At 60.9% G+C, this 21,048-nt stretch carries 16 protein-coding genes and 4 tRNA genes; 18 read left to right on the top strand and 2 right to left on the bottom strand.

All coding sequences use genetic code 11. The features are described 5' to 3' along the window. The first annotated feature begins 105 nt into the window (after positions 1 to 105). The 12 genes from uvrB (at position 106) to C4J84_RS26490 (ending at position 9,988) form a co-directional block, all read left to right on the top strand. Entirely contained in the window at positions 106 to 2,121 is a 2,016-nt protein-coding gene (uvrB, locus tag C4J84_RS16595; protein ID WP_124363613.1) for an excinuclease ABC subunit UvrB, read from the top strand. A 185-nt stretch (positions 2,122 to 2,306) separates the two neighbouring features. Further along, entirely contained in the window at positions 2,307 to 3,788 is a 1,482-nt protein-coding gene (gene gltX, locus C4J84_RS16590; protein WP_124367686.1) for a glutamate--tRNA ligase, read from the top strand. Between the two features lie 147 nt (positions 3,789 to 3,935). Further along, a tRNA-Ala gene (locus C4J84_RS16585) sits at positions 3,936 to 4,011 on the top strand. A gap of 78 nt (positions 4,012 to 4,089) precedes the next feature. Then, a tRNA-Glu gene (locus C4J84_RS16580) sits at positions 4,090 to 4,165 on the top strand. A gap of 49 nt (positions 4,166 to 4,214) precedes the next feature. Beyond that, positions 4,215 to 4,290 (top strand) — tRNA-Ala (locus C4J84_RS16575). 78 nt (positions 4,291 to 4,368) lie between these two features. Then, positions 4,369 to 4,444: transfer RNA gene (locus C4J84_RS16570), tRNA-Glu, on the top strand. A 182-nt stretch (positions 4,445 to 4,626) separates the two neighbouring features. Then, positions 4,627 to 5,166, top strand: coding sequence for a TetR/AcrR family transcriptional regulator (locus C4J84_RS16565; RefSeq protein ID WP_124404730.1), 540 nt, complete (start codon positions 4,627 to 4,629; stop codon positions 5,164 to 5,166). Between the two features lie 14 nt (positions 5,167 to 5,180). Then, positions 5,181 to 6,014, top strand: coding sequence for an alpha/beta hydrolase (locus C4J84_RS16560; protein WP_124367684.1), 834 nt, complete (start codon positions 5,181 to 5,183; stop codon positions 6,012 to 6,014). 39 nt (positions 6,015 to 6,053) lie between these two features. Next, complete coding sequence (locus C4J84_RS16555) at positions 6,054 to 6,488, top strand: thioesterase family protein (protein ID WP_124367683.1); 435 nt, start codon at positions 6,054 to 6,056, stop codon at positions 6,486 to 6,488. 55 nt (positions 6,489 to 6,543) lie between these two features. After that, the gene (locus C4J84_RS16550; RefSeq protein ID WP_124371264.1) at positions 6,544 to 7,503 is read left to right on the top strand and encodes a tRNA-dihydrouridine synthase; all 960 of its coding nucleotides are present in this window, start codon (positions 6,544 to 6,546) and stop codon (positions 7,501 to 7,503) included. 384 nt (positions 7,504 to 7,887) lie between these two features. After that, a complete protein-coding gene (locus C4J84_RS16545) occupies positions 7,888 to 8,946 on the top strand; it encodes a hypothetical protein (RefSeq protein WP_124435749.1) in 1,059 nt (352 codons plus the stop codon). An 85-nt stretch (positions 8,947 to 9,031) separates the two neighbouring features. Continuing rightward, positions 9,032 to 9,988 (top strand): hypothetical protein, encoded by a 957-nt coding sequence (locus C4J84_RS26490; protein WP_256681357.1) that lies wholly within the window; start codon positions 9,032 to 9,034, stop codon positions 9,986 to 9,988. Between the two features lie 65 nt (positions 9,989 to 10,053). Here the strand turns inward: C4J84_RS26490 and C4J84_RS16535 are convergent, their stop codons facing one another. Together C4J84_RS16535 and C4J84_RS16530 are read right to left on the bottom strand one after the other, a co-directional pair. Then, the gene (locus C4J84_RS16535; protein ID WP_124435748.1) at positions 10,054 to 13,332 is read right to left on the bottom strand and encodes an EAL domain-containing protein; all 3,279 of its coding nucleotides are present in this window, start codon (positions 13,330 to 13,332) and stop codon (positions 10,054 to 10,056) included. A gap of 65 nt (positions 13,333 to 13,397) precedes the next feature. Then, positions 13,398 to 14,288: a LysR family transcriptional regulator gene (locus C4J84_RS16530; RefSeq protein ID WP_124410373.1), complete on the bottom strand. Its 891-nt coding sequence runs from the start codon at positions 14,286 to 14,288 to the stop codon at positions 13,398 to 13,400. Positions 14,289 to 14,428: 140 nt separating this feature from the next. On the opposite strand from C4J84_RS16530, the gene leuC reads away from it, so the two are divergent. From leuC to C4J84_RS16500, 6 genes are all read left to right on the top strand, one after another. Further along, positions 14,429 to 15,847 carry a 3-isopropylmalate dehydratase large subunit gene (gene leuC / locus C4J84_RS16525; RefSeq protein ID WP_124363604.1) on the top strand — a complete coding sequence of 473 codons (1,419 nt, stop codon included), beginning with the start codon at positions 14,429 to 14,431 and terminating at the stop codon, positions 15,845 to 15,847. Positions 15,848 to 15,858: 11 nt separating this feature from the next. Next, positions 15,859 to 16,500, top strand: coding sequence for a 3-isopropylmalate dehydratase small subunit (leuD, locus tag C4J84_RS16520; protein ID WP_124435747.1), 642 nt, complete (start codon positions 15,859 to 15,861; stop codon positions 16,498 to 16,500). Positions 16,501 to 16,624: 124 nt separating this feature from the next. Further along, positions 16,625 to 17,389 (top strand): class I SAM-dependent methyltransferase, encoded by a 765-nt coding sequence (locus C4J84_RS16515; protein ID WP_124435746.1) that lies wholly within the window; start codon positions 16,625 to 16,627, stop codon positions 17,387 to 17,389. A gap of 53 nt (positions 17,390 to 17,442) precedes the next feature. Beyond that, entirely contained in the window at positions 17,443 to 18,525 is a 1,083-nt protein-coding gene (gene leuB / locus C4J84_RS16510; RefSeq protein WP_124371256.1) for a 3-isopropylmalate dehydrogenase, read from the top strand. Between the two features lie 64 nt (positions 18,526 to 18,589). Continuing rightward, the gene (asd, locus tag C4J84_RS16505; RefSeq protein ID WP_124363600.1) at positions 18,590 to 19,702 is read left to right on the top strand and encodes an aspartate-semialdehyde dehydrogenase; all 1,113 of its coding nucleotides are present in this window, start codon (positions 18,590 to 18,592) and stop codon (positions 19,700 to 19,702) included. Positions 19,703 to 19,945: 243 nt separating this feature from the next. Beyond that, complete coding sequence (locus tag C4J84_RS16500; protein WP_124435745.1) at positions 19,946 to 20,956, top strand: aspartate-semialdehyde dehydrogenase; 1,011 nt, start codon at positions 19,946 to 19,948, stop codon at positions 20,954 to 20,956. Positions 20,957 to 21,048: the final 92 nt, after the last annotated feature.

Here is a 21,048-nt window from a genome sequence, read left to right as displayed (position 1 = left end):
CGGCTATCATGGTTTTTTCCTGCAGCCTGCGATGACTATTCGCGGGTTGCTGAGCTATTTCGTCCCTGGCGGTGTTGAGTCTGGGGTGACCACACGAGGTACGTTATGTCGGATTTCCAGCTCGTCACCCGTTTTGAACCCGCCGGCGATCAACCGGAAGCCATCCGCCAGATGGTCGAAGGTATCGAGGCCGGCCTGGCGCATCAGACGTTGCTCGGGGTGACCGGTTCAGGCAAGACCTTCAGCATCGCCAATGTGATCGCGCAGGTGCAGCGCCCGACCCTGGTGCTGGCACCGAACAAGACCCTCGCCGCACAGTTGTACGGTGAGTTCAAAGCGTTCTTTCCGAACAACGCGGTTGAATATTTCGTTTCCTACTACGACTACTATCAGCCGGAAGCGTATGTGCCGTCCTCCGATACGTTTATCGAGAAGGATGCGTCGATCAACGACCATATCGAGCAGATGCGGCTGTCGGCGACCAAGGCCCTGCTGGAACGCAAGGACGCGATCATCGTCACCACGGTGTCGTGCATTTACGGCCTGGGCAGTCCGGAAACCTATTTGAAAATGGTGCTGCACGTCGACCGTGGCGACAAACTCGACCAGCGCGAACTGCTGCGGCGCCTGACAAGCCTGCAGTACACCCGCAACGACATGGACTTTGCCCGCGCCACATTCCGCGTGCGCGGCGATGTGATCGATATCTACCCGGCAGAATCCGACCTGGAAGCGATCCGTATCGAGCTGTTCGACGATGAAGTTGAAAGCCTGTCGGCCTTCGACCCGTTGACCGGCGAGGTGATCCGCAAACTGCCGCGCTTCACCTTCTACCCAAAAAGCCACTACGTGACCCCGCGTGAAACCCTGATGGGCGCCATCGAGGGCATCAAGGTCGAGTTGGCCGAGCGCCTGGAATACCTGCGCGCCAACAACAAGTTGGTGGAGGCCCAGCGCCTGGAGCAGCGCACCCGCTTCGACCTGGAGATGATCCTCGAGCTGGGTTACTGCAACGGCATTGAAAACTACTCGCGCTACCTGTCGGGCCGCGAGTCCGGTGCGCCGCCGCCGACCCTCTATGATTACCTGCCGCCGGACGCCTTGCTGGTGATCGACGAGTCCCACGTCAGCGTGCCGCAAGTGGGCGCGATGTATAAGGGCGACCGCTCCCGCAAGGAAACCCTGGTGGAATACGGCTTCCGTCTGCCATCGGCGCTGGATAACCGGCCGATGCGCTTTGACGAATGGGAAGCCATCAGCCCGCAGACCATCTTTGTGTCCGCCACCCCCGGCAACTATGAGGCCGAACATGCCGGCCGGGTGATCGAGCAGTTGGTGCGACCGACTGGCCTGGTGGACCCGCAAATCGAAATCCGCCCGGCGCTGACCCAGGTTGACGACCTGCTGTCGGAAATCAACAAGCGCGTGGCCCTGGAAGAGCGCGTGCTGGTCACCACGTTGACCAAACGCATGTCCGAAGACTTGACCGATTACCTGGCCGACCACGGCGTGCGCGTGCGCTACCTGCACTCGGACATCGACACCGTGGAGCGTGTGGAAATCATTCGGGACCTGCGCCTGGGTACCTTTGATGTGCTGGTGGGCATCAACCTGCTGCGCGAAGGCCTGGACATGCCGGAGGTGTCGCTGGTGGCGATCCTGGACGCGGACAAGGAAGGCTTCCTGCGCTCCGAGCGCTCGCTGATCCAGACCATCGGCCGTGCGGCGCGTAACCTCAATGGCCGGGCGATCCTGTATGCGGACCGCATCACCGGGTCGATGGAGCGGGCGATTGGCGAGACCGATCGCCGTCGCGAGAAGCAGATCGCGTTCAACCTGGAGCATGGCATCACGCCCAAAGGCGTGTTCAAGGATGTCGCCGACATCATGGAAGGCGCCACCGTGCCCGGCTCGCGCAGCAAGAAGCGCAAGGGCATGGCCAAGGCCGCCGAAGAAAGCGCCAAGTACGAGAACGAACTGCGCTCGCCGAGTGAGATCACCAAGCGGATTCGCCAGTTGGAAGAGAAGATGTACCAGTTGGCGCGGGATCTTGAGTTCGAGGCAGCGGCGCAGACGCGTGATGAGATTGGCAAGTTGCGCGAGCGGTTGCTCACCGTATAAAACCACCCACTGTAGGAGCGAGCTTGCTCGCGAAAATCGTCAACGATAACGCGGGGGTCTTCTGGCTAAACGTGGTGTCCTTGCGTTCTTCGCGAGCAAGCTCGCTCCTACAATAAGGCGCTTTGGGCTGTTACCATTCGCCCCTTGTTTCAATTTTCAGTTATATCGCCCATTCGAGACCTGCCATGACCACCGTCCGCACGCGCATTGCGCCATCGCCTACTGGGGATCCCCACGTCGGCACTGCTTACATCGCCTTGTTCAACTACTGCTTTGCCAAGCAGCACGGCGGTGAATTCATCCTGCGGATCGAAGACACCGATCAACTGCGCTCCACCCGCGAGTCGGAGCAGCAGATTTTCGATGCGCTGCGCTGGCTGGGTATCACTTGGGCCGAAGGCCCGGACGTCGGCGGCCCTCACGGCCCGTATCGCCAGAGCGAGCGCAGCGACATCTATAAAAAGTACACCCAGCAGCTGGTGGACATGGGCCATGCGTTCCCCTGCTTCTGCACCGCCGAAGAACTCGACCAGATGCGCGCCGAGCAACAGGCCCGTGGCGAGACGCCGCGCTACGACGGCCGCGCATTGCTGCTATCGAAAGAAGAAGTGGCCGCGCGCCTGGCCGCCGGCGAGCCCCATGTGATCCGCATGAAAGTGCCGAGCGAAGGCGTATGCGTGGTGCCGGACATGCTGCGCGGTGACGTCGAGATCCCGTGGGATCGCATGGACATGCAGGTGCTGATGAAGACCGACGGCCTGCCGACGTACTTCCTCGCCAACGTGGTCGACGATCACCTGATGGGCATCACCCATGTGCTGCGCGGCGAAGAATGGCTGCCGTCGGCGCCGAAGCTGATCCTGCTTTACGAATACTTCGGCTGGGAACAGCCGCAGTTGTGCTACATGCCGCTGCTGCGTAACCCCGACAAGAGCAAGCTGTCCAAGCGCAAGAACCCGACGTCGGTGACCTTCTACGAGCGCATGGGCTTCATGCCCGAGGCGATGCTCAACTATCTGGGGCGCATGGGCTGGTCCATGCCGGATGAGCGCGAGAAGTTCTCGCTGCAGGAAATGGTCGATAATTTCGACCTGTCCCGCGTCTCCCTGGGCGGGCCGATTTTCGATATCGAGAAGCTGTCGTGGCTCAACGGCCAGTGGCTGCGTGACCTGCCGGTGGAAGAGTTTGCCAGCCGCGTGCAGCAATGGGCGCTCAACCCCGAGTACATGATGAAGATCGCGCCGCTGGTGCAGGGCAGGGTGGAGACGTTCAGCCAGGTCGCGCCGTTGGCCAGCTTCTTCTTCGCCGGTGGCGTGAACCCGGACGTCAAGCTGTTCGAATCGAAAAAGCTCTCGGGTGACCAGGTACGCCAGCTGATGCAGTTGATCCTGTGGAAGCTCGAAAGCCTGCGCCAGTGGGAGAAGGATGCTATCACCGCGACGATCCAGGCGGTGGTCGAGTCTCTGGAACTGAAATTGCGCGATGCCATGCCGCTGATGTTTGCCGCGATTACCGGGCAGGCCAGTTCGGTGTCGGTGCTCGACGCGATGGAAATCCTCGGCCCGGACCTCACGCGTTTCCGTCTGCGCCAAGCCCTTGATTTGCTTGGTGGTGTGTCGAAGAAAGAAAACAAAGAGTGGGAAAAACTGCTGGGCGCTATCGCTTAAGCAGGCGGCTGCAGGGACAAAACCCCGGTTTTCCGGGGTTTTGTCGGTAAGTGATTGTTATCCCGGCAAAAAATTTTGAAAATTGTTGAAAATAAATTTGACACGTTTCGAAACCGCCATTAAGATTCGCCCCGTCCTCACCGATGAGGGGCTATAGCTCAGCTGGGAGAGCGCTTGCATGGCATGCAAGAGGTCAACGGTTCGATCCCGTTTAGCTCCACCAATTTACAGATTCAAGGTCTGGCCACACCGTCCTTGAATCGATCGGCACTCAGCGCCGATCAGTTGTACAGAAGGTTTTGTCCCCTTCGTCTAGTGGCCTAGGACACCGCCCTTTCACGGCGGTAACAGGGGTTCGAGTCCCCTAGGGGACGCCAGTTTCAACAAGCAGTTCGAAAGGTCTGCTGCGCCGCCAGGCGAAAAATCGGGGCTATAGCTCAGCTGGGAGAGCGCTTGCATGGCATGCAAGAGGTCAACGGTTCGATCCCGTTTAGCTCCACCAATTTACAGGTTCAAGGTTGCGGCCACACCGTCCTTGAATCGATCGGTCCAAGCACCGATCACTGTACAGAAGGTTTGTGTCCCCTTCGTCTAGTGGCCTAGGACACCGCCCTTTCACGGCGGTAACAGGGGTTCGAGTCCCCTAGGGGACGCCACGATTACCCGCTTTGCGGGATTTTTAAGGGTCATTCAATTATTGAATGGCCCTTTTGTTTGTCTGGCGTTTGGCCAACTCTCTCCTTACTTCCTTTTTTGCGTTCTGACCAGTGGTCACGCTTCTCGCTTGCGCAATATTATTATGGTAATAATATTCAACCCATGACAGACGGAGGCTTTGATGAGCGACAAGAAAGCGCAAACTCGCGAACGCATATTGCAGGCTGCCAGCGCGGCATTGGTCCAGCGTGGCCCGGCTGAGCCGAGCGTCGGCGAAGTCATGGGGGCGGCGGGGCTGACGGTCGGTGGTTTTTACGCGCACTTTGAAAGCAAGGACGCGCTGATGCTGGAGGCGTTCACCCAGTTGCTGGCCAGGCGCCGCGCGGCGATCGAAGACATCGACTCAACACTCACCGGCGAAGAGCGCCGAAGCCTGGTGGCGGCGTTTTACTTGTCGCGCAAACACCGCGACTCCACCGCCCAGGCGTGCCCGCTGCCGGCGACAGTCGGCGAGATGGGCCGTTTGCCGGACGAATTCCGCCAGGCCTTGAGCGAACACTGCGAGCTGATGGCAGCTCAACTGGCGGCCAGCCCGGAAGACACCGACAAGGCGCTGGCTGACATGGCGTTGATGATCGGCGGCCTGACACTGGCGCGGGCCCTCGGCCCCGGCGAGCTGTCCGATCGTGTATTGCGCGCCGCCAAGTCGGCGGTACGCTGAAGAGGGTTCACCGCATGGGCGACTTGACCTGGGTTCGTGGCTTCAACGGCACTGTCGGCCGACTTGCTCCGCAAATGGCGGCCAACCGGATGCGTCGCACCTTCATGACGCCCCGTGAGCTGCCGCCGCGCGCGTGGGAGCTGCCGTTGCTGGCGCAATCTGAGCGCATCACCTTGCGTTTCGGCCTGTCGGCGCTGCGCTGGGGGCAGGGGCCGGCGGTGTTGCTGATGCACGGTTGGGAAGGGCGGCCTACCCAGTTCGCCAGCCTGATTACAGCGTTGGTAGAGAACGGCTATTCGGTGATTGCGCTGGACGGCCCGGCCCATGGGCATTCGCCGGGGCGCGAAGCAAACGTGCTGTTGTTCGCCCGTGCCATGCTCGAGGCGGCGGCCGAGTTGCCTGCGCTGCATGCGGTGGTCGGCCACTCGATGGGCGGCGCCAGCGCGATGCTGGCGGTGCAACTGGGGCTGCGCACGCAGGCGTTGGTGAGCATCGCTGCGCCGTCGCGGTTCCTCGATGCGCTACGCGGTTTCACGCGAATGGTGGGTTTGCCGCCGCGCGCACGTTCAGCGTTTATCCACGCGGTGGAGCTGTCTTTCGGTATGCCGCTCAAGCACTTGGATGTCGCCCATTACCACATGAACCTTCCCGGCCTGATCGTGCATGCCGAAGACGATACGTTCGTCCCGGTCAAAGCCTCTCAAGCCATTCACGAGGCCTGGTTCGACAGCCGCCTGCTGCGCCTGGAGCAGGGCGGGCATCAGAAGGTCCTGGCCGACCCGCGCGTGATCGAAGGCGTACTTGCCCTATTGGCGAGCTGCCATTTACAGGCGCGCCAAACCGCCTGATACACTGCGCCCGCCGACATCAATCGACTGGAGCAAGGCATGGGCTGGGATTTGGCAACGCCGTTTATCATCGATCTGCAGGTCGCCCCTGAGGACATCGACGGCCTGGGGCACGCCAATAACGCGGTGTACGTGTCCTGGCTGGAGCGTTGCGCCTGGCGCCATTCCCAGCGCCTGGGGCTGGACCTCACCGAGTATCGGCGTCTGGACCGCGCCATGGCCGTGGTGCGTCATGAGATTGACTACCTGGCGGCCGGCTACGAAGGCGATGAACTGCAACTGGCCACGTGGATCGTCGATTGGGACCAGCGTCTGAAGATGACGCGGCGTTTCCAGCTGATACGCCCGCGTGACGGCGCCACCTTGCTGCGCGCGCAAACCACCTTCGTGTGCATCGAGCTGTCCAGCGGCAGGCCCAAACGCATGCCTGTCGAGTTTATCGAGGGCTACGGGCCTGCGCTGACAGGGGGTTAACGGTTGTTGGGGGAAACCCAGTAAACTGCGCCACGATTTTTGTTGAGTGTTTTCCATGCAAATTGCTTTGGCGCCCATGGAGGGGTTGGTCGACAACATCCTGCGGGACGTGCTGACCCGCGTGGGCGGTATCGACTGGTGCGTGACCGAATTCATCCGCGTCAACGACCGCTTGCTCACCCCTGCCTATTTCCACAAGCTCGCCCCGGAACTGCTGCATGGCGCTCAGACTGCGGCGGGCGTGCCGCTGCGCGTGCAGTTGCTGGGGTCTGACCCGGTATGCCTGGCGGAAAACGCCGCCCTGGCCTGCGAGTTGGGGTCGCAGGTGATCGACCTCAACTTCGGCTGCCCGGCCAAGACCGTCAACAAGTCCCGAGGCGGTGCAGTGCTGCTCAAGGAGCCGGAGCTGCTCAACCGGATCGTCGAGCATGTGCGCCGTGCGGTGCCGGCCCATATCCCGGTCACTGCTAAAATGCGCCTGGGCTTTGACAGCCCGGATGGCGCGCTGGTCTGCGCCACGGCGCTGGCCGAAGGCGGCGCCGCGCATATCGTGGTGCATGCACGTACCAAGACCGATGGCTACAAGCCGCCGGCCCATTGGGAGTGGATCCCGCGGGTGCAGGAAGTGGTCAAGGTGCCGGTGTTTGCCAATGGTGACATCTGGAGCGTCGAAGATTGGCAGCGTTGCCGCGAAGTCAGCGGCGCCGAAGACATCATGTTGGGCCGTGGCCTGGTGGCGCGCCCTGACCTGGCGCGGCAGATCGCGGCGGCGCGCGCAGGGCAAGAGGTGGTGGAAATGACCTGGGCCGAAATGCAGCCGATGCTCCAGGAGTTCTGGACCCAATCGGTGGCGCAATTGACTGAGCGACAGGCGCCCGGCCGCTTGAAGCAATGGCTGGCGATGCTGACGCGCAACTACCCTGAGGCGGTGGAGCTGTTTACGGCGATGCGCCGCGAGACCGACCTGGAGCAGGTCAGTCGCCTGTTGGGGATGCCTCATCCACTGGCTGCCTGACGCCAGTCAACGACCACTGCTTATATCCATCTAAAGAAGGCGCCACTGCAGGCGCCTTTTTTTGTCGGCGAATTAACACAAACCACCGACGGGTAGATGCGCGAAATGTTATCGATGAGTGACTTGCCTACCGAGTATTAGCGCGTGTGACCACACTTGAACCTCAAATAAGCCATGAATCAAGGCTTGGCGTAAATTGTCCATGAGGCAAAGTCTGATAATGCGCTTTGGTTTCCTTATATGAACTGCGAATTTCGGAACTCGATAGCCTAACTCCCCACGAATGGGGGGACTGCGAAACAGCGCTGTGGTTATTCAGTCTTAAAACTATCACTCCCTCTGGCCATTAACTGGTCAGGTTGTATGGAATAAAGGAACTCGCGAATGTCTATGTCGATTCACACTCCGCCTTTGGTAAGGGGCGATACATCTGGTCTTGATCAGCCAGCAGTTTCGAACAATAAGCTTATTGTAAAGCCGAACGCTCAGACCCCTGGGGCAACGGTGCTTCAGACGTCATTGCGTCTTGACGATACTCAAGGTTTGCGCAATACGGCGCTGACCCCCGAGACTGCTTTGCGGCAACTGTTCGATATGCTGGAAGGCATCTTCAGGACCATGCGCGACATATTTTCAGGCAAGACCACGATTAAGCCCGATCCGGACAAACAACCGGTTGCGCCGGACACTCGCAAGGAGCTGGTCAAGCCGGATGCAGGCAAGTTGCCGGTGCTGCCGGATGCCCTCAAGGAGTTGGTCAAGCCGGATGCAGGCAAGTTGCCGGTGCTGCCGGATGCCCCCAAGGAGCTGGTCAAACCGGACGCAGGCAAGTTGCCGGTGCTGCCGGATGCCCCCAAGGAGTTGGTCAAGCCGGACGCAGGCAAGTTGCCGGTGCTACCGGATGCCCGCAAGGAGTTGGTCAAGCCGGACGCAGGCACGCTGCCGGTGGTGCCGGATAGCCGCAAGGAGCTGGTAAAACCGGACGCCACCACGGTGCGAGTGCTGCCGCAACCTGCTGATGTTTCGGTCATCGTGCCCGACGGAAATAAGCCGCGCCCCTCGCCATTTCCGCCAACGGTGCCCAAGCCCGAGATAAGCGTAAACAATGACCCCAAGACAAACGTTCAGGTGAATGTGGTCCTTAATCATTGCCATTGCCCGGATGGAAAGGTGTCGCCGGACCGACTGCCGACACCGAGGGTTTCCACGGATACGCGGCCTCAGCCACCCATACTGCCAGACGCCCAGCCCCAGCCTGCGGTGCTTCCGGGCAATATCCCGAGGCCGAACGTGCCGATGGATATCAAGCCTCAACCCCAGGTGTTGCCGGATACAAAACCGACGCCTTTGCCCGACACTCCCGCCCCGGATCTGACCAGTCCAGGTCCTGTCGACGCTGGCAGGCATGGACGCTTTAATCATCGGCTAAGTTCCAGGTTCTAACGATAGCTGTCGCGTTTCAATCTTTTATAAGTGCAGGCATCTTTTCGAAAGTTCGTTTCGAGGGGATGCCTGTGTGGAGAACTCTATGTCACTCTTTCCTATTAATAATATTGCGCGGGTCATTGATGTAAGGCCGTCACTGTCAATCGATGCACTCACTGCCAGTAATGAAACTGCGATCAGACCCAAAGTTGGTCGCGAATCGGTCAGGATAATGTCTGGCATGGCCTATGTTGATAAATCGCAAAGTTTGCCAAGTGCCGGGAACGACTCGCCATCGATCAGTGCAATCGTGGCTATATTTGCTTCACTCTTTTCTCAGCTGCTCGCTCTCGTAGCTGATAAAAAAGACAAGCATGTTCCTGACACTAATCCTTTACCCCCGCCTATTGTTCCGCAGGTAACGCCCCAACCGGTATTACCCAAGCCTGATGCCGCAGCGAACATTCCGGGTTTGTCGACCAAGCGTGGCGGTGCGAAACCGGACAATATCTGGAGTGGCTTCCGCCAAGGCCCGGATGGTAATTGTGTGACAGTGTCGGCGATCAAGGCTGCGATGTATCGATTCGGTCAAAGCCCCACGGATATTTTCAAGGAGGTGACCAGGACGAACGACGGTTATCAGGTGTTCATGCGTGATGGTTTTCGGCTCACGTTGACCGACCGCGAGCTGGCGGAGGGCGCCCGGGGCGCCAAGTTCAGCGGGCCCGACACAGGCATGCTGAAGGATGCGCAGTTCCTGTTCGCCGTCAGCGCCAAGCGTGCGCAGATGGAAAACAACGACCGTACGGCCGGTCGCAGTTTTCAGGCAGCGATCCGCAGTCTGAACGATGGAGAGGATGAGAGCGGTCCGGGAGAAGGCTTTCTGCGCCTTGGGTTAAAAAGCCACATGAAAAGAGTGTCGGTCAGTGAGCTTGCACGCGGGCAGATAGGCATGTGCAACCGGACCGGGCATTCGGTGGCGGTCATCAATGGCCGCGAGGAGATGTGGGGTAAACAGGGGCGAGTCCCGACGCATGGTCATGCCGTCGCACTGATGTGACCATGATGCACCTGGGCAGGGATAACCCAGGCTGCATTTGTTTCAATGCTGGGTTTCAAAGACATCTATTTCAACAACTGCCTGAACCCCTCTATCGGCAATGGCCGACTATGCAAATACCCTTGGTACAAATGGCAGCCGAGCTTTTGCAGGAACGCCAGTTGCTCTGTAGTTTCCACGCCTTCGGCAATCACCTCCAGATTCAAGCTGCGGGCCATGGCGACAATGGCGCGGATGATTTCAGCGTCATTGGGATCGTGCGTCGCGTCGCGCACGAACGACTGGTCGATTTTCAACGCGTCCACCGGCAGGCGCTTGAGGTAGGTCAGGGATGAGTAGCCCGTACCAAAGTCATCCATCGCAAAGCTGATGCCGAGTTTTTTCAAGCGACGCATTTTCAACACCGTATCGTCCAGGTTCTGGATCACGATGCCTTCAGTGATTTCCAGCTTCAGCAAGCTGTAGGGCAGTTGGTGCTGTGTGAGGCTGCGTTCGACCCGTTCCACAAAGTCGTTCTGGCGAAACTGCCGGGGGCTGATATTCACGCACAGGCTGAAATTCAGCGGGTCCACCAGGCCGTCGGCAATCAACTGCGCAAATGCGCTGCATGCTTCGTCGAGGATCCAGGTGCCGACCTCCAGGATCAAGCCGCTGTCCTCCAGCACCTTGATAAATTCGGCCGGCGACTGCGCACCCAGTTGGGGATGCTGCCAGCGCACCAGCGCCTCGGCGCCGACAATCTTGTTGCCGCGCGCATCCACCTGGGGCTGGTAATGCACACTGAATTCGCCGCGTGACAAGGCCAGGCGCAGGTCGGTTTCCATGCGCAGGCGCTCGCTGGCGGTTTTCTGCATGCTGTTGTGGAACATCTGAATGGTGTTGCGCCCGGAATCCTTGGCGCGGTACAGGGCAATGTCGGCGCGCTTGAGTAAATCGGCGGGCGTGGTGCCATGGTCGGGGATCAGCGCCACGCCGATGCTTGGCGTTACTTGCAGGCGGTGGCCGTCGAGGAACATCGGCTCAGAGAGCAATTCGCGCAGGGTATCGGCCAGTTCCTGCACCTGGCCGCTGACTTGCGTGCGTGAGCCCTCCAGGCCGCTGAGCAGCACCACGAACTCATCACCGCCCAGGCGCGCCACCGTATCTTCCATGCGCACGCTGGCTTCCAGGCGTGCGGTGACGATTTTCAGTACGGTGTCGCCCACCGGGTGGCCGAGGGAGTCGTTGATATGCTTGAAATGGTCGAGGTCGAGAAACAGCAAGGCGCCGCGCAGGTTATGGCGCTTGAGCAGGGCGATCTGCTGGCTCAGGCGGTCCATCAGCAGCGCACGGTTGGGCAGGTTGGTCAGCGGGTCGTGATAGGCCAGGTGGCGGATCTGGGCCTGGGCGTTTTTCAGCAGGCTCACGTCACGCGCGGTCAGTAGCAGGCACGGCGTTTCATTCAAGGTGATCGGTTCGACCGACACCTCCACCGCCAGCACGTCGCCCAGTTTGTTGTGCCATAGCATTTCCAGATGATGGATGCGTCCTTTGATCTGCAGCTCGGCCAACAGCGCGGTACGCTGGCTTTCATCGGCCCAGATGCCAATCTGGTACAGGGTGAGGCCGATGGCTTCTTCGGCGCGATAGCCAGTCAGGCGACAAAACCCGTCATTGACCTCCACATATCGTCCCGTGTCGCGCTCGGTGATCGATATGGCGTCGGGGCTGGAATGAAAGGCCTTGGCGAACTTCTCCTCACTGGCCTTGAGCGCCGCCTCCGAGCGTTGCTGCTGGGTGATGTCGCGCAGGGTGGTGACGATGCACGGCTGCTCATTGACCTTGACCAGGCGGCTGGAAATCACGCATGTCAGGCTCTGGCCGTTCTTGGCATGCACCACGATGGCCACATTGCTCAATGACTGCTCGCGAATCACCCGCTCGATGCGTTGCAGGCGCTTGCTCGACTCATCCCACAAGCCGATCTGCTCGGCGCTTTTGTCGAACACTTCGGCGGCGGTCCAGCCAAAGGTCTGGGTGAACGCCGGGTTGATCTCGATAAACGCGCCGCTATCCAGGCAGGTGACGCAGATTGGATCGGGGCTGGCCTGGAACAGGCTGGCGAATTTCTCCTCGGAAGCGCTCAGGCGTTGTTCGCGCTCCACCTGATCGGTGATATCGAGCAAGGTCCCGGCCATGCGCAGGGGCTTGCCGGATTCATCGCGATACAGGCGTGCGCGGCTTTCCAGATAGCGCGAGCTGCCGTCCTCGACCGGCACGCGATAGGTCAGCTGGTAATTGTCGCCCGGGCCTTCACGCAGGTTGCGGTACGCATGGCGCATGCCCTCGCGGTCCGCATCGGACATGCCTTCAAAAAATGCATCGAAGGATTCGTGGAAGGGTTCGCACGGCAGGCCGTGGAGTTGGGCGGCGCGGGCCGAGCCGTAGAGCATGCCGGTGGGAATGTGCCAGTCCCAGGTGCCCAGCTGTGCCGAGTCCAGCGCCAGATCCAGGCGTTCCTGACTGTCTTTCAGCGCTTGCTCGGCGTTTTTGCGCTCGGTGGTGTCGAGGAAAGTGCTGATCAGATAGGCCTCGCCGTCCAGTTCGACCTTTTGCGCGCTGAGCGTGCCATCGTGGATCTGGCCGTTGCTGGCGCAGAACTGCACTTCCATGGTGATGGATTCACCTTTGCGCTGGGTGGCCTTGACCAGGTGTGCACGCTGCTCCGGGTGACGCCACAGGCCCAGCTCCAGAGTGGTGCGGCCGATGGCTTGAGCCACCGGCCAGCCGAACAGCATCTCGAAATGCTGGTTGGCCTCGCTGATCAGGCCGTCGGCCTGACGCGTCAGCAGCACCATGTTCGGGCACAGGTGGAAGAGCGTGGCGAAGCGCTTTTCAGAGTGGCTGAGCGCCTGTTCCCGCTCGCGCTGGTGAGTGATCTCGCGGATCACCCCGATCATCCGGCGCCTGCCGTTTTTGTCCGGCACCAGGCTGCCATTGATTTCCAGCCAGTGCAGGCTGCCATCGGGCCACTGGATGCGGTGATGCATGGCCTGTTCGACCGGTTCGCCGGCCAGCACCGCGTGAAACGCCCGTACCACGCGGGCACGGTCTTCCTGCGCCAGCAGGTCGAGGTAATTGAGGTCGTTGGGCAGGGGCTGGCGCGGGTCGTAGCCAAACAATGCCTGAGTGCCTCGCGACCAGCTGATCTTGCCCGTTTCGATTTCCCAGCACCACGCGCCCAGCCGCGCGGCATTGAGTGCCGACAGCAGTTGCGGGGCGCTGTCCCAGCGTTGTTCCGCCTCTTGAGGGTCCAGGGCGTAGATGCGGGGTAGCGGTGGCACAGAATCGACGGGGTTAGGCATTATTCAAAGGGCCTTGGCTCGATGGAAGACAGCGCGGTTTACCTGAAACCCGAGGCCGCACAATGTCATGCCGGTATCCCTGGCAGATCGACCTGTGCATCCAATAGGCTCATGAAAGCCCGCGCAGCGTTCGACAGCGTCCTTTCGGTGTGCACGATATAGCCTAGCTGGCGACTGAGCTGTATGCCCGGCAAAGCGATACTTGCCACCTGGGCGTCGAGCATGGTGCGTGGCAACACGCTCCAGGCCAGGCCGATGGACACCATCATTTTGATCGTCTCCAGGTAGTTGGTGCTCATGGCGATGTTCGGCGTCAGCCCCTGGGCCTCGAATAGACGGCTGACAATATGGTGGGTAAAGGTGTTCCCTCCGGGAAACACCGCAGGGTGCCCGGCGATATCGGCCAGGCTGACGGAACCGTTGCTGATCAGGCTGTGTTCGGGGGCCACTACGAAATCCAGCGGGTCGTCCCACACCGGCATTGCGCGTACCAGATTGTGCGGCTCGGGCGCCAGGGTGATCACCGCCACTTCGGCGCGACCGTGGAGGATTTCTTCGTAGGCCACTTCCGAATCGAGGAATTGAATATCCAGCGCCACGTTCGGGTACTGCCGAGTGAAGGTACGCAGGACCGGCGGCAGGCGATGCAGGCCGATATGGTGGCTGGTCGCCAGGGTGAGGCGCCCGCTGACTTCTCCGGTGAGGTTGGTCAGGGCGCGGCGGGTGTCATCCAGCACATTCAGGATTTGATAGGCACGCGGCAGCAAGGCCCGCCCGGCTTCGGTCAAGCCCACTTCGCGGCCCAGGCGATCGAACAGGCGCACCTTCAATTGTTGCTCCAGGCCGGCGATGCGTTTGCTGATGGCCGGTTGGGTCAGGTGCAGGCGCTCACCGGCGCCGGAGAAGCTGCCGGTCTCGGCAATAGCGATAAAGGCGTTGAGGTTGGCCAGGTCCATGGTGGTATTCCAGTTGGTAATCCAAAGCATGAAAAATATGAATTTGAGTTATTTAATCTAGCGCCCTACCATCAGCCTCACAAGCCAAAGGGTTATAGAAAAGCCCGGCGCAAAGAAACACCGCTGATGAGGACCGACTGATGGCCGGCAAAACGCTTTACGACAAGCTTTGGGATTCCCATGAAGTGAAACGGCGCGATGATGGGTCGTCGCTGATCTACATCGACCGTCACATCATCCATGAGGTGACCTCGCCCCAAGCGTTCGAAGGCCTGCGGCTGGCCGGGCGCAAGCCATGGCGCGTCGACTCCATCATCGCCACGCCGGACCACAACGTGCCGACCACCCCGGAGCGCAAGGGCGGGATCGACGCCATTGTCGATACTGTGTCGCGCTTGCAGGTGCAGACCCTCGACGACTATTGCGACGAATATGGCATCACCGAATTCAAGATGAATGACGTGCGTCAAGGTATCGTCCACGTGATCGGCCCGGAGCAGGGCGCGACCTTGCCGGGCATGACGGTGGTGTGTGGTGACTCGCACACGTCGACCCACGGTGCCTTTGGTGCCCTGGCCCACGGCATCGGCACCTCCGAGGTGGAGCATGTGTTCGCTACCCAGTGCCTGGTGGCCAAGAAAATGAAGAACATGCTGGTGCGCGTCGAAGGCCAGTTGCCATTCGGCGTGACCGCCAAGGACATCGTGCTGGCGGTGATCGGCAAGATCGGCACCGCCGGCGGTAACGGGCATGCCATCGAGTTCGCCGGCAGCGCCATTCGTGACCTGTCCATCGAAGGCCGCATGACCATTTGCAACATGTCCATCGAAGCCGGTGCCCGCGTGGGCATGGTAGCGGCGGACGAAAAGACCATTGAATACGTCAAGGGTCGCCCATTCGCACCGAAAGGCGCCGATTGGGACGCAGCGGTGCACGCCTGGAAAGACCTGGTGTCCGACGCCGATGCGGTGTTCGACACCGTGGTCGAGCTCGACGCGACCCAGATCAAACCGCAAGTCAGCTGGGGCACATCGCCGGAAATGGTGCTGGCCGTCGACCAGAACGTGCCGGACCCGGCCCAGGAAACCGACCTGGTCAAGCGCGGCTCCATCGAGCGCGCCCTCAAGTACATGGGCCTGAAGGCCAACCAGGCGATTACCGATATCCAGCTGGATCGCGTGTTCATCGGCTCCTGCACCAACTCACGGATCGAAGACCTGCGCGCCGCCGCCGTGATCGCCAAGGGCCGCAAAGTGGCCTCGACCATCAAGCAAGCCATCGTGGTTCCCGGCTCGGGGCTGGTCAAAGCCCAGGCTGAAGCCGAGGGCCTGGACAAGATCTTCCTCGAAGCCGGTTTCGAATGGCGTGAGCCGGGCTGCTCCATGTGCCTGGCGATGAACCCGGACCGGTTGGAATCCGGCGAGCATTGCGCATCGACTTCCAACCGTAACTTCGAAGGGCGTCAGGGCGCCGGTGGCCGTACTCACCTGGTCAGCCCGGCCATGGCTGCCGCCGCTGCCGTCAACGGTCGTTTCATCGACGTTCGCGAATTGATCTAAAGGAAAACCCGATGAGAGCTTTTACCCAGCATACCGGTCTGGTAGCGCCGTTGGACCGTGCCAACGTGGACACCGACCAGATCATCCCCAAGCAGTTCTTGAAGTCGATCAAGCGCACCGGGTTTGGCCCCAACCTGTTCGACGAATGGCGCTACCTGGACGTGGGCTACGCCTACCAGGACAACTCCAAGCGCCCGCTGAACAAGGATTTCGTGCTCAACGCCGAGCGTTACCAGGGCGCCAGCGTGTTGCTGGCCCGGGAAAACTTCGGTTGCGGCTCCAGCCGTGAACACGCGCCGTGGGCCCTGGAAGAATATGGCTTTCGCAGCATCATCGCGCCGAGCTACGCCGACATCTTCTTCAACAACAGCTTCAAGAACGGCTTGCTGCCGATCATCTTGAGCGACGCCGAAGTGGATGAGCTGTTTCAGCAAGAGGAAGCCAATGTGGGCTACCAACTGACCGTGGACCTGGCCGCGCAGACCGTGACTCGTCCGGACGGCAAGGTGTATCACTTCGAGGTGGATGCCTTCCGCAAGCACTGCCTGATCAATGGCCTGGACGATATCGGCCTGACTTTGCAGGACGGCGACGCGATTGCAGCGTTTGAAACCAGGCACCGGGCGAGCCAGCCCTGGTTGTTTCGCGATTGATGTAGGCAGGATCGCCGCTATCGGGGGCAAGCCCCCTCCCACAGGTGTACGCATTCCAAATGTGGGAGGGGGCTTGCCCCCGATGAGGCCAGTGTCAACACCACAAAACCCAAGGAAAGCCCCCATGACCAGCACCGCCCACACCCAAGTCGTGCAAAAACAATTCGGCGAGCAAGCCTCTGCCTACCTGAGCAGTGCCGTGCACGCCCAGGGCACCGAATTCGCGCTGCTCCAGGCCGAACTGGCCGGGCAGGGCGCGGCGCGACTGCTGGACCTGGGCTGCGGCGCCGGGCATGTGAGTTTCCAGGTGGCCCCGCTGGTCAAGGAAGTGGTGGCCTACGACCTGTCCCAGCAGATGCTCGATGTGGTCGCCGCCGCTGCGCAAGATCGCGGTTTGACCAATATCAGCACGGTTAACGGCGCGGCTGAACGCCTGCCGTTTGCCGATGGCGAATTTGACTTCGTGTTCAGCCGCTACTCCGCCCACCATTGGAGCGACCTCGGCCTGGCCCTGCGCGAAGTGCGTCGGGTGCTCAAACCCGGTGGCGTGGCGGCGTTCGTGGATGTGTTGTCACCGGGCAGCCCGTTGCTGGACACTTACCTGCAAACCGTTGAAGTGCTGCGCGACACCAGCCATGTGCGCGATTATTCTGCCGCCGAGTGGATGGGCCAGCTCAGCGAAGCCGGTTTGCATGTACGCAACAGCAGCCGCCAACGCCTGCGCCTGGAATACACCTCGTGGGTCGAGCGCATGCGCACCCCGCCGGCCTTGCGCGCGGCGATCTTGGAGCTGCAACAGGCGATGGGCCAGGAAGTGCGTGATTATTACGAAATTCAAGCCGACGGCACCTTCAGCACCGACGTGCTGGTGGTGTGGGCCGAACGCTGATTGATTTTTCCCGACCTGCCCATGGGCAGGTCGCTCGATGAAATGAGGAACCCATGAGCAAGCAGATTCTGATTCTCCCTGGCGACGGTATCGGTCCGGAAATCATGGCCGAAGCGGTCAAGGTCCTGGAGCTCGCCAACAGCAAGTACAGCCTGGGCTTCGAGCTGAGCCACGACGTGATCGGCGGCGCGGCCATCGATAAGCACGGTGTGCCCCTGGCTGACGAGACCCTGGAACGCGCCCGCGCCGCCGACGCCGTGCTGCTGGGCGCCGTGGGCGGGCCGAAGTGGGACAAGATCGAGCGTGATATTCGCCCTGAGCGCGGCCTGTTGAAAATCCGCGCGCAACTGGGCCTGTTCGGCAACCTGCGTCCGGCGATTCTCTACCCGCAGTTGGCCGAGGCGTCGAGCCTCAAGCCGGAAGTGGTCGCCGGCCTGGACATCCTGATCGTGCGTGAGCTGACCGGCGGTATCTATTTCGGCTCGCCACGCGGTGTGCGCGAGCTTGCGAACGGCGAGCGCCAGGCCTATGACACCCTGCCGTACAGCGAGAGCGAAATCCGCCGTATCGCCCGCGTCGGTTTCGACATGGCCCGCGTGCGCGGCAAGAAGGTCTGCTCGGTGGACAAGGCCAACGTATTGGCCTCCAGCCAACTGTGGCGCGAAATCGTCGAAGAAGTCGCCAAGGACTACCCGGACGTCGAACTGAGCCACATGTACGTCGACAACGCCGCCATGCAACTGGTGCGTGCGCCGAAGCAGTTCGACGTGATCGTCACCGACAACCTGTTCGGCGACATCCTCTCCGACCAGGCCTCGATGCTCACCGGTTCCATCGGCATGCTGCCGTCGGCGTCCCTGGATACCAACAACAAGGGCATGTACGAGCCTTGCCACGGCTCGGCGCCGGACATTGCCGGCCAAGGTATCGCCAACCCGCTGGCGACCATTTTGTCGGTGTCGATGATGCTGCGTTACAGCTTCAACCTGGTTGACGCGGCCGACGCGATCGAGAAGGCCGTGAGCCTGGTGCTGGACCAGGGTTTGCGCACCGGCGACATCTGGTCGCAGGGCTGCACCCGGGTCGGCACGCAAGAAATGGGCGACGCTGTAGTCGCCGCGCTGCGGAATCTGTAATCTCTCGGGCCCGCTTGCAGTTATCGCTGCAAGGCGGCCCACTTTTTAACAAGGTGTAGTTGCGATGAAACGTGTAGGTCTGATCGGTTGGCGCGGTATGGTCGGTTCCGTGCTCATGCAGCGGATGCTGGAAGAGCAGGATTTCGATCTTATCGAGCCGGTGTTTTTCACCACTTCGAACGTAGGTGGCCAAGGGCCGTCCGTGGGCAAGGATATTGCCCCGCTCAAAGACGCCTATAGCATTGAAGAGCTGAAGACCCTCGATGTGATCCTGACGTGCCAGGGCGGCGACTACACCAGCGAAGTCTTCCCCAAGCTGCGCGAAGCCGGCTGGCAGGGCTACTGGATCGACGCCGCGTCGAGCCTGCGCATGCAGGACGATGCAGTGATCATCCTCGACCCGGTCAACCGCAAGGTCATCGACCAGCAACTGGATGCCGGTACACGGAACTACGTCGGCGGCAATTGCACCGTCAGCCTGATGCTGATGGGCCTGGGTGGCTTGTTCGAAGCCGGCCTGGTCGAGTGGATGAGCGCCATGACCTACCAGGCGGCCTCCGGCGCCGGTGCGCAGAACATGCGCGAGCTGATCAAGCAGATGGGCGCGACCCACGCGGCGGTGGCCGATCAATTGGCCGACCCGGCCAGTGCGATCCTCGATATCGACCGCCGCGTGGCCGAAGCCATGCGCAGCGACGCCTATCCGACCGAAAACTTCGGCGTGCCGTTGGCCGGTAGCCTGATCCCGTGGATCGACAAGGAACTGCCGAACGGCCAGAGCCGCGAAGAGTGGAAGGCCCAGGCCGAGACCAACAAGATCCTCGGGCGCTTCAAGAACCCGATCCCGGTGGACGGCATCTGCGTACGCATCGGCGCCATGCGCTGCCATAGCCAGGCGTTGACCATCAAGCTGAACAAAGATGTGCCGATCGCCGATATCGAAGGGCTGATCAGCCAGCACAACCCCTGGGTCAAGCTGGTGCCGAACAACCGTGAGATCAGCATGCAGGAACTGAGCCCAACCAAGGTCACCGGCACCCTGAATGTGCCGGTAGGCCGTTTGCGCAAGCTGAACATGGGCAGCCAGTTCCTCGGCGCGTTCACCGTGGGCGACCAGCTGCTGTGGGGCGCGGCTGAGCCGTTGCGTCGTATGCTGCGGATTCTGCTGGAGCGTTGATCGCTTGCAGGCTTTGAAGAGCCCCGCGTTCTGGTGACAGGCGCGGGGTTTTTTTATTGTTCTTTCGGACGCTATCGGGAGCAAGTCGAATCGTCGCACCGCCCCTCCCACATGTTGATCTGTGCACACATTCAAGTGTGGGAGGGGGCTTGCTCCCGATGGGGCCATCAGCTCCACCCCAATTGCCTCACCCCCAACCACCCGGTAAAGTGCCGCTCCCCCTGCAATGCCCGAGGCAGCCCCATGACCCAGACCTTTGAAATCGCCGTGATCGGCGCCACCGGTACCGTTGGCGAAACCCTGGTGCAGATTCTCGAAGAGCTGGACTTCCCGGTAGGCACCCTGTATTTGCTGGCCGGCAACAACTCCGCCGGTGCATCGGTACCGTTCCGGGGCAAGAACGTGCGGGTCAAGGAAGTCGATGAATTCGACTTCAGCAAGGCGCAGTTGGCCTTTTTCGCGGCCGGCCCGGCGGTGACCCTGAGCTTCGCCCCACGTGCCATCGCCGCCGGTTGCTCGGTGATCGACCTGTCTGGCGCATTGCCTGCCGAACAGGCGCCGCCCGTGGTGCCGGAAGCCAACGCTCATGTGCTCAAGGGCTTGAAAAAACCCTTTCAAATCGCTAGCCCGAGCCCGTCCGCCACCAACCTGGCGGTGCTGCTGGCGCCGTTGCGCGGTCTGCTGGATATCCAGCGCGTGAGCGTCACCGCCAACCTGGCCGTGTCGGCCCTGGGCCGCGAGGCCGTCAGCGAGTTGGCCCGCCAGACGGCCGAGCTATTGAATGTACGCCCGTTGGAGCCGACCTTCTTTGATCGGCAGGTGGCCTTCAACCTGTTGGCACAAGTCGGCACGCCAGACGCCCAAGGTCACACAGCCCTGGAGAAACGTCTCGTACATGAACTGCGGGCCGTGCTGGAAACTCCGTTGCTGAAGATTTCCGCAACCTGCGTTCAAGCCCCGGTGTTTTTTGGCGATAGCCTGACTGTGTCGCTGCAGTTGGGGGCTGCGGCCGATTTGGTTGAAGTGAACCGTGTACTCGATGCGGCGCCGGGTATCGAGCTGGTCGAGGCGGGCGATTACCCAACGGCAGTAGGCGATGCGGTGGGGCAGGACGTTGTTTATGTAGGACGTGTGCGCGCAGGTGTGGACGACCCGGCGGAACTAAATGTGTGGCTGACGTCAGATAACGTACGCAAAGGCGCTGCGCTCAATGCCGTGCAGCTGGCGCGGTTGTTGATAAAAGACCTTGCGTAAAAGATACTTGGCGCCAATTTGTAGATTGATTCTCACCAAGCGCTATGCTTGGCCAAAAGCGGAACACAAGCGCGTCGGTGACCTATCGGCTC

The organism is Pseudomonas sp. R11-23-07 (assembly GCF_003852295.1).
Taxonomy (GTDB): domain Bacteria; phylum Pseudomonadota; class Gammaproteobacteria; order Pseudomonadales; family Pseudomonadaceae; genus Aquipseudomonas.
Note: the sequence above shows the minus strand (reverse complement) of the source record. Positions and strands in the feature narration are given on the sequence as shown.